Genomic DNA, 13,046 nt, shown 5'->3' with positions numbered 1-13,046 from the left:
GGACACAATGGGAGAAATCTCTGGGGTTCGTCGTCGGTTTGTCCGTGCGGCCATGAATGCTCCGTTCCTCGAACGGGAAGAGGAGCACCTTCTCGCCGTGCGTTGGAAGGAACAACGCGACGAAACCGCTCTCCACCAATTGACGGCCGCGCATATGCGGCTCGTAATTGCGCTTGCGGCCCGCTTCCGTCATTACGGCCTGCCCATGGCCGATCTCGTTCAAGAAGGGCATGTGGGCCTGCTGGAAGCCGCGGCTCGTTTCGAGCCGGAACGGGAGGTCCGGTTCTCCACCTATGCCACTTGGTGGATCCGTGCCTCGGTGCAGGACTATATCCTCCGCAACTGGTCAATTGTCCGCGGCGGCACAAGTTCCGCCCAGAAAGCTCTTTTCTTCAATCTGCGCCGCCTGCGCGCCCGGCTGACCCGGGGTGGCGAGGAGCGGATCGCCTCCGACATCCACGAGAAGATCGCTCAGGCGATCGGGGTGTCCCGGGCCGATGTGGCGCTGATGGATGCCCGGCTTTCCGCTCCCGATACTTCCCTCAATGCTCCTGTTCTTGACGCCGACGCCTCGAATTCCGCCGAACGGGTCGAGTTTCTCGTCGACAGCAGCCCGCTGCCGGATGAGAACGTCAGCGACGTGATCGACAGCGAGCGCCGCGTCCGGTGGCTGCGACAGGCTCTGGAAGTGCTCAACGAGCGTGAGCTGCGTATCCTGCGCGCTCGCCGGCTCGACGAGGAGCAGGTAACCCTGGAATTCCTCGGCGACCGGCTCGGAATCTCCAAGGAACGCGTCCGACAGATCGAGAATCGCGCTCTGGAAAAGCTCAAGCGGGCCCTGATGGAAAAATATCCGCAGGCCTCGGGCGCCTTCGTGTGACCTGCCACCGGCATGGCGCGAGCCAAGCCGGTGCGTTGCCCGGCATCTTTTGGCAGTTACTCGACCGCGATCTTGTAGCGCTCGCCGACCTTCAGGGTGTCGTTGCGTTCGAGACCGTTAAGCACCGTGAAGCGGTCGAGCGGCCGATCGACAGGCATTCGCCCCGCCAGGCCCTGTACGGTATCGCCAGGCTGAGCCACGACCACCTTCAGCCGCAGCGGTCGGATCATGCGGGCCTCATCCGGCTGAACCTGCCGGACGCTCTCCAGCGTCCGCTGGAACAGCCCTTCGAGATTTCCCGTCCCGCTGCGGGCCGCCATGATGAGGCGGTAGGTGGTGTTGCCGATGCGGATCGCCGAGAGCCGGAATGTCCATTCCTTGCCGACGGACAGGGCCTTCGCCATGGGCAGATTGTTGATCGTCGTGGTCGAGAGGCTGCCGGGTTCGATGGTGTCGTTCCAGGTGGAGCGAAGCACCTCCTCGAGGCTTTGCCCGGCCGGCGTATCGGCTGCATCGAACAGAAGCCGTCGGCTGCCATCGGCGGAGGCGCCGAGGACGGCCTGCGAGGTATTTTCCAGCGTAAAACCCTCCGGCGCCTCGAAGGCGACACCGAGGCGGGAATGGATGAAGCGGCGTCCTCTGACAACGCCATCCGCCGGATCGTCACCATAGGCAATGCCATCGATGGCCGACAGGTAATTGGCCCGGCCCGACTCGCCGATGCCGGGAGCGCTGGCACGCCGGGCCGCCTGCAGGGCCAGTGCGATGCGATCACGCGTGTTTGGATGGCTCGCCATCATGTCCGCGCTCGCATCGGAACCGCCGGTGGCCGAGCGGCCCAGCGCCGTCAGGAAGCGCGGTGCGCCATAGGGATCGAAGCCGGCCCTTGCGAGAACCTTCACGCCGGCCTGGTCGGCCTCGAGTTCCTGTGCCCGCGAGAAGTTAGCCAGCGTCGAACGTGACTGGTTCTGCACGACAGCCGCTTCCTCTGCGTTGTTCAGCACATTCTCAGTGACCCGCTTGATCAGGGTCGAACGCGCCTGCAACTCGTTGCGCTGAGAGGCATGCCGGAGGGTCACGTGGGCGATTTCGTGGGAAAGCACCGCCGCGATTTCCGAAGTGTCGTTCGCCAGAGCCAGCAATCCGCGGGTTATGTAGAGCCGTCCGTTCGGCAGAGCGAAGGCATTCACCACGGGCGAATTCAGGATTGCAACCTGGTAGGACTCGTCAGGCCTGTCGCTCGCATCGACCAGACGTTTCGTGACATCGTTCAGAAGCCGCTGAATTTCGGGCGCCCTCAATTCGCCGCCGAACGCTGCGACCAGACGTTCGTGATCGCGGTCGCGTGACTGCTCGGCGCCCACGACGCGAGGCGCGTCGGCCGGGAGCGAGACATTGCTGTCGAAGCCGGCGCAGCCTGCGAGCCAAGCGACGAGCAGGGCGCCGACGGTGACTCGAATTCCTATGACCTGACGTATACGGCTCATGCTCGCTCAGCGTGGCAGGCGCTTGCCCTCGAGGCGTTCGATCATCTCAGGTACTACAATGGTAAGAGAAGCGCCTTGCCAAGGCTCCAAAATGCCTCGGGCCCTGATGCGCTGCCCCTTGAGTGCCGCGGCATCCACGCCGCGATCCGCCATCGACTTCCATGTCCGTTTGGGAATGATGATCGTGAAGTCCTCTGCCCAATGCCCCCCGAAGTTCAGATAAATTCGTTGCTTGCGTTCGCCGATGGTCCGAACTCGCCCTTCGACAAGAGCGAAGGTGCCGAATCGATCCTGCAGGCGGTTGGTTTGCTCCGCATCGATGGGCTTATAGAGGGCATCTGCCCAGAGGCCAAGGTTTCGCTTGCGGGCCGTTTCTTCAAGCGCCAGCAATTCGGGCTGGCAGAAGGCATCCGCGATGCCCGGATCGACCAGGGCAAGGCCTGTTTCGACAAGACCTTGCGCGAGATCGAGGGCTTCCGTGTCGCCCGCCATGCGGATTCGAACGGGCAGTCGGCCCCAGCGGTCGCGCTCCGATCGGTCCTCGACGAGAAGCGATCGACCGATCCGCGCCCGCAGCCAAGCCTGCGCATCGTCGCGATAAGGGGATTTATCCGGAATCCGGATCGCGGAAAGCTTGGCGAGGCCGCCGGACGCCAGAATGAGGTCGCCCCCAGGCGTCATGCCCTCCAGCCGATCAGGGCGGGCCGTGACCGTGCAAGCCGATGGAAGCCTGTTCCGATCGCCCGCTGCGACCTGCTCCTGACCCGCTGCCGGTATCGCCAGCAGGGCAATCGCAAGGCTAAAGGCGCAGGATATCCGCATCATCGATCCCGTTCAGGCGACAGGATCATAGCCGCCTGCGAAGCAACGGCCAGCCAAAGCTTTCGCGAAGTGCCGGCTGGACCTGGTTTACCTGTGAGTGAATTGTGCTACTCATCCCCGTACGGTCCCGTAGCTCAGCAGGACAGAGCAGCGGTTTCCTAAACCGAAGGTCGGAGGTTCGAGTCCTCCCGGGATCGCCAGCTTTTTCGAGGCTCGCCGAAGCTTCCAGCCGACGGAGCCGACGGAATGATAGCCTCGGACGCCCGGCCTACGCGAGCCGTCGCTCGCTCCATTTGCCGCTGACGGTGCGACAGGGATCACATCTCGTCTCCGTTTTCCGTCCTGTCCATTCACTGAACGGCAGGCCAGGAACCTTTCCTCTGTACTGACCGAATATTGCCTGTATTTTTCGAGGAACCTTCCGGCCCCCCTTTGATATCGATGCGGGACGGCAATGGACGAGAAAAAGAAGATCGCGGCAACGGTGAGGGACTATCTTGCTCGCGAGAGACTCTCGCGGGAGCAGTTCGCCTTCAAGACGAAGCTCGGGAAGTCGACCATCGACAAGTTGCTGATCGGGCTTTTCTCCGGCCGTACACTTTCGATTGTGGAAAGCCATACCAAACTGTCACTCCGGCCGATGCTCGATTCCGGCGCCGCCCCAAGCACGGCGAAGATCGTCTCACCGGATGCCTCGCCCCGCCCAAGCTCGCCCTGCCCAAGGCTCGATGAGCCGTCGATCGCAGTTCTTCCCTTCACGAACATGAGCGGCAGTCCCGATCAGGACTATGTCGGGGACGGGCTTGCGGAGGATATCATCACGGCGTTGGCCCGCCTGCGCTGGCTCTTCGTCATCGCGCGCAATTCGAGCTTCGTCTACAAGGGCAAGGCAGCCGATGTCCGCGCGATCGCCCAGGCCCTGGGCGTCCGATATATTCTGGAGGGCAGCGTCCGCACGGCCGATGGACGCATCCGGATCAGCGGCCAGCTCATCGATGCCGAATCCGGAAAGCACATCTGGGCGGAGAAGTACGATCGCGAGTTCCATGACCTGTTCGCGGTTCAGGACGACATCACCGAGCGGGTCGTCGCGGCCGTGGAGCCCCACCTCTACGCCGAGGAAGGATTTCGCGCGTCGGCCAAGCAGCCCGACAGTGTCAATGCGTGGGGGCTCGTGGTGCGTGCGCTGGACATGATCAATCGCATGGAGCGTAGGCAGAACCGGAACGCGCAGGCGCTCCTTCTACAGGCCATCGCGATGGAGCCGAACTATGCCCGGGCGCACGCGTTGCTCAGCTGGGCTGTCTGGTGGGCGGCGCATCTCCGCTGGGAGTGGCCGGACACGAGAAACCGCTATCACGAGGCGGCAGCGCACGCGCAGGATGCGCTCTCCCTTGATCCGAGCGATCCCTGGGCGCGGATGGTCTTCGGACTATGCCTTAGCACGGCGGGACAGCACGATCGCGCCCTCGGCGAGCTCCGGATGGCGCTCAACCTCAATCCGAGCTTTGCACTTGGCCACACGGCGTCGGGATGGGCACTCCTGCGCGCCGGGCATTTCGACGAGGCGATTGCCGAGACGGGTCACGCACTGCGTCTGAGTCCGCTCGACAGCTTTTCCGGCTTCTACACGTCCATTCACGGGTTGGCGCTGCTGGCAGCCAGGCGCTTCGAGGAGGCACTCCCCTTCATGCGGGCCTCCGTTGCGTCCTTTGCGGAGTATTCGGGGCACTACAATCAACTGATCAGCTGCTGCGGCCATCTCGGCCGGTTGGATGAGGCTCGGGAATTCATTGTTGCAAGTAACCGAGTCGGCCCGCCCCTGCGCCTGAGCGAGGTGCGGGCAGTGCTGAACAAGTTCGCCCACCGGGATGTCTTCGTGGAGGGCCTCAGGAAGGCTGGCATCCCGGAATAGAAGGTCAGCCTCTAGTCAGCGGTTCGCATGTTGATGGCTGCCGCCGCGATGGTGTTTGCAGGTAACGTTCGGATTGAACGGCGCGAACACCCCATTGGGGTTCTCCCGGTAGATCCAGACATGCCGGTCATAATGCGGCTCGAACATGTGAGCCTCGTCGACGGCCGTGGTGGGATCATCCGCCATCGTGTCGTAGGCCACGCCATGGAATGTCGGCAACGTGCTGTTGCCTGCGGCGTGCCAGGACTTGCGGAAGACCAAATTCTCGACCGCCACGAGCTCGAGCGACCCATCGGCCTGCGGCTCGTAGATGAGGATCGCGGGCTCCCAAAAGTCGGTGTGGGTGCCGTTTCCGTCGATGCGTGAGTTCGGCGGGGCGGTAATGCCTAGCAGATCCGGGCGGAAGAAGTGGATCCCCATGGCTCCCAGCTCCGCGGGCTTGCCCATCATCTCCGCCGTATCGCAGACGTCGCCCGAGTCGCGGAGATAGCCCTCGGCGAGCGCCACGTTGACGTCCCTGAAGCGCTCGGTCGCCTGGTGGACCTCGGCCAAGCTCGGCTCGCGTGTTCGAGACGTGGTGCTCGTCGCATCTTTTTCAGCCGGCGCGGTCGGGCTTTTATGAACATGACCGTCATGGGCCGAGGCGGAGAGAGCGGAGGCTGCAATGAAGGCAAAGAAGCTGAGAGCGCTGATTGCGCCGCGTGGATGAGATTTTCTCATGGAAGCGATCCTTCCCTAGTTGGTGCCGATGATGGGCATGCGGACGCCGGCAGGCCGTCCGGGTGCGGCGGGCAGATCGGCGGTTCCCTTCGTCATTCCCGGGGAGCGACGTCTCAGGCTCGATCCGCGGGGAACGCAAAAAATGTAGCGGAAGGGCTTTTCCGGAGCTCTCGTCGGAAGTTGCCTGTTCTTTTCGGGAAAGGGTCGGCATTCGGCGATCTCGGAAACCGTGGTGGGTGGTTATTCCGCCAGGGGGGCGCGTGCGATCGGCCAACGCTTCGATTGCATCAGTCGGATGTGCCTCGGCGATATGGGAGTCGCCGCGTTCGGTCCTGATCTTATGCGCCGTCATCAGCGCGTCGGCATGAGTATGGCCCGATGGCGGTTCGCAACGGTAGGAAGCAAGCTCGGTCAGCAGGCCAAGCGTGTCTTCGAGGTACATTAAATCCATGCGGCATCGAGGAGGACGTTATCCGCATTGATACCGCGTTCTATACGCTCTGTTTCCTTGAGGGCCTGTGACCGATCCATCGCCTACGCTGGCGACGTAAAGCGTGTCGGTCGCGGTGGCATAGCAGCCCGGGCGACCTGTCCGGGAGAGCCGAAGCGTTCATCGGTTGCTTTCCGTGAACGTGCTCATGAGATCGCTCCTATGAGGTAGAGAATGATGCCCGTGGCGGAAGTTGCGGCCAGGGTCGGGACCATGCCGACCTTGAACCGGAACATGGCCACGACCGCCGCGACCGAGAGCAGAAGCGCCCAGAGGTTGACGCTCTGAAGCACCGGGCCATCGAAGTGAACCGGCCCCCAGGCAAGATAGCGCACGTCCGCGAAGATGGTATGAATCGCGAACCAGATCGCCAGGTTGAGGATCACGCCGACCACGGCAGCCGTGATCGCCGAGAGAGCACCGCTCAGCGCCCTGTTGTCCCGCAGGACCTCGATGAACGGCGCGCCCACGAAGATCCAGAGAAAGCACGGTGTAAAGGTCACCCAGGTGGCAAGCAGCCCGCCGAGGGTGCCGGCCACCAAGGGGGACAGCGAACCTGGATCCCGGAACGCGGCCATGAAGCCCACGAATTGCAGAACCATGATGAGCGGACCCGGCGTGGTTTCGGCCATGCCGAGGCCGTCCAGCATCTCGCCGGGCTTCAGCCAGCCGTAATGTTCCACCGCCTGCTGGGCGACATACGCCAGCACCGCATAGGCCCCGCCGAAGGTGACCATGGCCATCTTCGAGAAGAACATGGCAATCTGACCGAAGACATCCCCCTGGCCGAGGGTGAGCAGGATGGCGATGACGGGACCCAGCCACAGCGCCAGCCAGATCGCGGCGGTCTGCAGGGTGCCCCTGACGGTCGGACGCGCATGCGCCGGCAAGCTCTCGCCGAGCACGCTCTCGGCATCGGTCAAGCCCTGGTCCGCCGACCCATGCCCTCCGCCGACCTGGAACTGAGCCAGCTCGGCCCTCCCGCCAAGATAGCCGACGAGACCCGCCGTCAGGATGATGATCGGGAACGGGACCTTGAAAAAGAAGATCCCCACGAACGCCGCTGCGGCGAGGCCAAGCATCATCCGGTTCTTGAGCGAGCGCTTGCCGATCCGCACCACCGCTTCGAGGACGATGGCAAGGACCGCCGCCTTCAACCCGAAGAACAGGGCCGAGACGATTCCGACCTTCCCGAACAAGGCGTAGATCCAGCTCAACACCATGATGGCTACGATGCCGGGCAGGATGAACAGGCCGCCGGCGATGAGGCCGCCGCGGGTTCGGTGCATGAGCCAGCCGATATAGGTCGCGAGCTGCTGGGCCTCGGGGCCCGGCAGCAGCATGCAGTAGTTCAAGGCATGCAGGAAGCGGTTCTCGGAGACCCAGCGCTTCTCCTCGACCAGGATGCGATGCATGACCGCGATCTGGCCGGCGGGGCCGCCGAAGCTCAGCATGGCGACGCGGGCCCAGACCCGGACAGCTTCGCCGAGAGTGACACCCTGCGAAGCTGATATGGGCGTATCCCTCGTTGCAACCATTGGCGCGTCAGCCATCTCACGATCCCCGCTTCTTCACCGGCCAGTTATGGGTCTCGTCGGTCGCGTCCCGACACCAGCGATAGAACGCGTCGTAAAGCGCCATCCCGGCGTCGAGCTGTTCGAGATCGTCCGCATACATCCGCGAGAGGCCGAGCGAGGCCGCCAGCAGGCCCGGTGCTTCGGGCGCGAGATCCGGGCGGGCCGTGTCGGCGCCGCGCACGATCCTCGCCAGATGCAGGAGCGGCTCCGTTGCGAGACCGAGTTCCTCCACCATCACGTCGAAGGTGCATTTCTCGCCGCGGTGGCTCCAGAACACGCCATCCCCCTCGATATCGAAGGGGGCCGCCCCGAACCGCTCGGCGACGCCTGGAACATCGGACGGGGTCACGAACAGGAAGACGGCATGCGGATCGACGAAGCGGCGGATGAGCCAGGGGCAGGCGATCCGGTCGACCTTCGGGCGGGAGCGGGTGACCCATACGGTGCGGCCGAGAGCATCGCGCGGCGGCAGCTTGACCGCTGGCACCGTCGGCAGGCCTGCCTGTACCCAGCCTAAGGCCCCGCCTTCGAGGGAATCCGCAGGAATGCCCTCGTGCCGGAGCCAGGCGGCCACGCCCTGGCTGAGCTTGAGCCCTTTCTGGCAGATGACGACGGCCGTCTGGCCGCTGAACTCATGAGCCCAATCGGTGACGGCCTGCCACGGTCGGCGGAGGGCTCCTGGGATCAGGCGCGGTTCGGCGGCAAAGTCCTCATCGGTCTGGACATCGATGAGGACGGGGCATTTGGGGGTGCCGATCAGACGGGCGAGCTTATCAAGGGAGATGGTATTAACTGACGCCATGGTGCGTCCTCGCTGAAGGTGAGCCGGACGCGATACTTGGGCATGTCGCCTCGTGGGGAGATCGCAATCCCCATGCCGAAATTAGACAGCGTTCGTGCTTCCGATGTCAAGTCTTGCCTAGAGCATCGTGCGCAAAAGTGGACCCGGTTTTGCGGCCACGCGATGCTCTCATCAGGGAGAAAGCCTCGGACCTAAAAGTGGAAGCCACTTTTAGGTCCGAGGCTTTAGTGCTCGACACTCCGCGCGATGCGAGGTGGGAAACTCATATGGCAGCGCCTTTTCGAGCAAGCAGTCGCCTCTAGCCACGGGCTACACAAGTTGTCGATCGACACCTCGCACGTGAAGGCGCGCTCGGTTACGGCATAGCAAGCCCGAGTGCACTAGCTCCGCCAGCGATCGGGAGCTGGCGGCGGTTCGGACGAAGCTGGTGGTCGGACTGCATGAGATCCACTCCATTGGAGGAGGTCTTGGCCTAGCGCTTCCACGCGTTTTCGTTCTTCTGCTCGTAGTCGCTGAATGCCTTCTTGAGACCGGTGAGCACCTCGGCCGAGGTCTCGAACATGGCCTTGAGCTGGGGCTCGTCCACCTTGCTCACGTCCTCGCGCATGTGGTCGATCAGCTCCTGGAAGCGTTTCTGCATATTCCGGGTATGGTGGCGGGGGTGGCTGTCTTCCGGCTGCATCGCAGGCTTCTCCAAACGCAAGCTGGCCGCGTCGTTCCCCAGGTGACCCGACAACGCCACCCCGTCAGATCCGTTCCGGGCAGTGGAGCAGGCCCCGCAATGCGTTCGGCCACCAAGGAGGCGAGCGCACCAGAACTTGCGAGCGCCAGGAAACCGAGCGCCAGGAAACGCGCTGCTGCGTCAGGCATCCGACGAGTGGCCTGCGCCGTGTTCCTTGTCTCCTGTTCGCCAGCCCGCATCGCATTGCCATGACTGGACGAAGTGTTGAACGGTTTCGGCTGCCATTGGCCATCCGAAAAAGTATCCTTGCCCTAGCCCACAACCCTGCTCCCAAAGAAGCGAGGCTTGAGCGAGTGTCTCGACCCCTTCGGCAACCACTTCAATGCCGAGGCTTCGACCAAGACTCAGCACTGCTTTGACAATCGCGGCCCCCTCCGCATCCGCCTCCAGGTCACTGATGAACGAGCGGTCAACCTTGATCACGTCGGACGGGAACCGCTTCAGGTGCGTGAGCGAGGCATAGCCTGTGCCGAAGTCGTCGAGCGCGATTGTCACGCCTGCTGCGCTCAACATACGCAAGGCCCGCTCGACATATCCGGCGCTGCGACCCAGGAACACGCTCTCGGTCACTTCCACTTCAAGGCAGTGCATTGGCACGCCCGACCGCCCTAGTTCTTCGAGGACGCGCTCCGCATAATCATCGTGACGGAATTCGGCGGGTGAAGCGTTAATGGCAATCCGGCCTATATCAAGCCCGGCATCGAGCCAATTGCGTATGTCGCTGAAGACGCGAAAGCGCATGCGCTCCCCGATGGCAGTGCCGAGATCCGTATCATCGAAGGCGGCCGCAATCGCCTCGGGAGGTTGGACCCCTAGGCGGGGGTGGTGCCAACGCAGGAGCGCCTCAAAGCCACTCAGGGCGCCTGAGGCCAGCGCCACCTTGGGCTGGTAGAACGGCACAATCCGGTCGAACATCACCGCATTGCGGGCCACTTCCAGGGCCGAGGTGGTTTTCTGTGCCTCCTCACGCATGGCCGGGTGAAACATCGTGAACGTGCCGCGTCCGGCGGCCTTGCAGCGATATAATGCAAGGTCCGCCTGCTTCTGGAGATTCTCTCCCTCTGTACTTCGCTCGGAGATAGCTCCACCGATACTGGTGCGGCAGTCGAGAGTTTTGCCATCGTGTCTTAAAGGCTCCTGCATTCGAGCCAGGATGGCCTTAGCTGTTGCAACAACCTCGTCCTTGCTGGCGACATCGGCCAGGATGATGGCAAACTCGTCGCCACCCAAGCGGGCTACCGTGTCAGTCGTACGCACGAGGCTGCAAAGTCGCTTGGCAAACTCCTTCAAGAGAGCGTCTCCGGCATCATGGCCGAACCTGTCGTTGATCTGCTTGAGATGGTCGAGGTCCATGATCAGCAGGCCGACTTTCCGTCCCGTCCTTTCAGCCTGATCGAGCGCTTGCTCGAGGCATTCCTGAAACAGTCTGCGGTTGGACAGGCATGTCAGATCGTCATGATAGGCCGCCCAATGCAGTTTCTCCTCCGCGAGCTTTCTGTCGTGGATGTCCTCGACCGTTCCGTACCATCGGATGACCGTGCCATTCCCGCCGAGCCGGGGCGTTGCCCTGGCCCGAAACCAGCGGCAGCTCCCGTCAGCGAGGCGCAGGCGGTATTCGACATCGATAGGATTGCGGCTGCCCAGAGCATCCGACCATTGCCGCGCTGTCGTTAAAATGTCATCAGCGCGCAGAGCCCTGATCCAGCCCTGCCCAAGCGCCTCTTCGACAGGCATCCCCGTCAGCGCGCACCAACGGGGGGAAACATCGAGAAGGTTACCCTGCGAATCGGTCGTCCAAGGAATCTGCGGATTCAGCTCGACAGAATAGCGGTAGTGCTCTTCGCTCTCGCGCAGCGCCTGTTCCGTCCTTTCATGGTCAGCTTCGATGCGCTCCTTGGCCATGGACAAGAAGACGAATGCAAGCATGGGGGCATAGACCACGAGAAAGAGCGCTATTTCCGTCGACCATCTGTTGGCAAAAGTGTTGAGCCAGAAGTTCAGATTCAGCTGCAGGCCGAGGATTCCCCGAAAGAAATTGAAGGCAGCCAGGGCGAACAGGAGGAGGACCGCAGCTCGTTGGGATGCCAGACGATGGGAAGCATTCCTCCAAAGCTCCCACCCTGAAAATGAGGCATATCCTCCAATAATCAGCGACACGAAGAGGAGTCTGGAGCTTAGCGTCTCGTGGATGAACGGGAAGGCGACAATCCAGAGGACAGGACCAATGATGATAGCGGGCAACCTCTCCGAGCGGCCATTGAAGGCCCTGCAACCGGCGTACAGGGCACCGTAGGCGAGCATTACAAGCGTGTTCGCAACGAGCAGATTGAGGTGGCTTGGCACTCCTTGGCCGAGGTTTGCCATTCCGATCCCGATGGGGATAAGGCAGAAGGCGCCTCCCCACCATGCAAGCGCATGGACCCTTCGATTATGGGTCCATGCGAAGAGTAAGAGCATACCGAGTATGGCTGAGAGCAGCACAAATGCGGCAGCTAACGTCTGGGGATCGAGGATCATTATGTTATCAGCGAGAAATTCAGCCGGGCTGTAGCGAAGGGCCGAGTTGCATTAACCTGTCAAGTCACAGGATGCAGCAGCGGCTGAGGCAAGCACGCTACAGATTGTATCTCTTGAAGTTAATGCAGAAGTTGATGCAATAGAGCCCCAGAGCCCGGTCTGCGTGAAGGCATGCCCCGTTGAGGTGAGCGCCGATGGCCGCCATGACATCCCCCTCGGCAAGTATCCAGGATAGCTGCTTGCGCGTGAAGCGGGCGTATTCAAGTCAGCCTCCAACAGCTCCAGTCCTGGGGATGTTTCAGCCATCCGCGCTCCGGCGTCGGGTAGAACGGTGTGCCGCAAATACAGCGCTCCAATCCCCAGTTTCCGCTGAAAACTGTTCGTTCCTGAGCTCTGCCATCTTTTCATCTGTGCCGATGGCGCTATTCAGATCGCACTGCTATAGCTTCACTAGTAGCAACCAAGGAGTATCCGATGGCTAAGACTGCAACTCAGGTTTCATCCAAGAAAGCCCCGAGCCGCAAGGCTGCAGCGCCCAAGGCTGCAAGCAAGGCACCGACGAAAACCGCGAAGAAATCCGCAAAGGCGGTCGCAACCAAGACGGCAGCCAAGACGGCAGCGGCCAAGGCCGCAGTGAAAGCACCGGCGAAGGCGGCGAAGGCGGCGAAGGCTCGGACGGTGTCTGCGAAAGCATCTGCCGATAAGGCGGTGGCCGTGTTGACGTTGCGTCATATCGCAGAGAAGCTCTCCGAGGCACATGAACTGCCGAAGCGCCAGGCCAACGAGATGTTGACCCAGGTGGTCGAGATGATCACGAAGAGCCTCAAGAAGGGCGAGAAGATCCGTTTGAGCGGCCTTGGCATTCTGCAGGTACGCAAGCGGGCCGCTCGCATGGGGCGCAATCCGCAGACCGGTGAACCCGTGAAGATCAAGGCCTCGAAGAAGATTGCCTTCCGCGCCGCCAAGGATCTCAAGGAAGCGATTTGACACTCGCGCGGTGATGCTGCTTCGTGATGTCGTCCGCGGCCTCATTCTCGGGCCGTGACGGACTTGCTGCCCGCCTCTTTGGCTGCTCTGGAGCATCGGACCCAAAA

General features: G+C 62.3%; 10 protein-coding genes and 1 tRNA gene. 4 read left to right on the top strand and 7 right to left on the bottom strand.

Translation table 11 applies throughout. The features are described from left to right. Window positions 1-7: 7 nt before the first annotated feature. Window positions 8-880 carry an RNA polymerase factor sigma-32 gene (locus AB4Y97_RS07965; protein ID WP_441998488.1) on the top strand — a complete coding sequence of 291 codons (873 nt, stop codon included), beginning with the start codon at window positions 8-10 and terminating at the stop codon, window positions 878-880. Window positions 881-936: 56 nt separating this feature from the next. Here the strand turns inward: AB4Y97_RS07965 and AB4Y97_RS07960 are convergent, their stop codons facing one another. Both AB4Y97_RS07960 and AB4Y97_RS07955 read right to left on the bottom strand, forming a co-directional pair. Beyond that, window positions 937-2,367 (bottom strand): M48 family metalloprotease, encoded by a 1,431-nt coding sequence (locus AB4Y97_RS07960; protein WP_441998487.1) that lies wholly within the window; start codon window positions 2,365-2,367, stop codon window positions 937-939. A gap of 6 nt (window positions 2,368-2,373) precedes the next feature. Next, window positions 2,374-3,192 carry a thermonuclease family protein gene (locus AB4Y97_RS07955; RefSeq protein WP_441998486.1) on the bottom strand — a complete coding sequence of 273 codons (819 nt, stop codon included), beginning with the start codon at window positions 3,190-3,192 and terminating at the stop codon, window positions 2,374-2,376. A gap of 120 nt (window positions 3,193-3,312) precedes the next feature. Here AB4Y97_RS07955 and AB4Y97_RS07950 point away from each other — a divergent pair. Further along, a tRNA-Arg gene (locus tag AB4Y97_RS07950) sits at window positions 3,313-3,389 on the top strand. 254 nt (window positions 3,390-3,643) lie between these two features. After that, complete coding sequence (locus AB4Y97_RS07945; protein WP_441998485.1) at window positions 3,644-5,104, top strand: tetratricopeptide repeat protein; 1,461 nt, start codon at window positions 3,644-3,646, stop codon at window positions 5,102-5,104. Between the two features lie 15 nt (window positions 5,105-5,119). Here the strand turns inward: AB4Y97_RS07945 and AB4Y97_RS07940 are convergent, their stop codons facing one another. The 5 genes from AB4Y97_RS07940 to AB4Y97_RS07920 all read right to left on the bottom strand — a co-directional run bounded on the left by AB4Y97_RS07940 (window position 5,120) and on the right by AB4Y97_RS07920 (window position 11,952). Next, complete coding sequence (locus tag AB4Y97_RS07940) at window positions 5,120-5,824, bottom strand: hypothetical protein (RefSeq protein ID WP_441998484.1); 705 nt, start codon at window positions 5,822-5,824, stop codon at window positions 5,120-5,122. A 636-nt stretch (window positions 5,825-6,460) separates the two neighbouring features. After that, window positions 6,461-7,867, bottom strand: coding sequence for a chromate efflux transporter (chrA, locus tag AB4Y97_RS07935; protein WP_441998483.1), 1,407 nt, complete (start codon window positions 7,865-7,867; stop codon window positions 6,461-6,463). 1 nt (window position 7,868) lies between these two features. After that, window positions 7,869-8,693, bottom strand: coding sequence for a chromate resistance protein ChrB domain-containing protein (locus AB4Y97_RS07930; protein WP_441998482.1), 825 nt, complete (start codon window positions 8,691-8,693; stop codon window positions 7,869-7,871). A gap of 472 nt (window positions 8,694-9,165) precedes the next feature. Further along, a complete protein-coding gene (locus AB4Y97_RS07925; protein WP_441998481.1) occupies window positions 9,166-9,375 on the bottom strand; it encodes a hypothetical protein in 210 nt (69 codons plus the stop codon). Between the two features lie 180 nt (window positions 9,376-9,555). Continuing rightward, window positions 9,556-11,952, bottom strand: coding sequence for a putative bifunctional diguanylate cyclase/phosphodiesterase (locus AB4Y97_RS07920; protein WP_441998480.1), 2,397 nt, complete (start codon window positions 11,950-11,952; stop codon window positions 9,556-9,558). A gap of 678 nt (window positions 11,953-12,630) precedes the next feature. On the opposite strand from AB4Y97_RS07920, the gene AB4Y97_RS07915 reads away from it, so the two are divergent. Next, complete coding sequence (locus AB4Y97_RS07915) at window positions 12,631-12,939, top strand: HU family DNA-binding protein (protein ID WP_441998701.1); 309 nt, start codon at window positions 12,631-12,633, stop codon at window positions 12,937-12,939. Window positions 12,940-13,046: the final 107 nt, after the last annotated feature.

The organism is Microvirga sp. 2TAF3, assembly GCF_052114965.1.
Classification (GTDB): domain Bacteria; phylum Pseudomonadota; class Alphaproteobacteria; order Rhizobiales; family Beijerinckiaceae; genus Microvirga.
The sequence above is the reverse complement of the archived record's forward strand: the minus strand, read 5'-3'. Positions and strand labels throughout refer to the sequence as shown.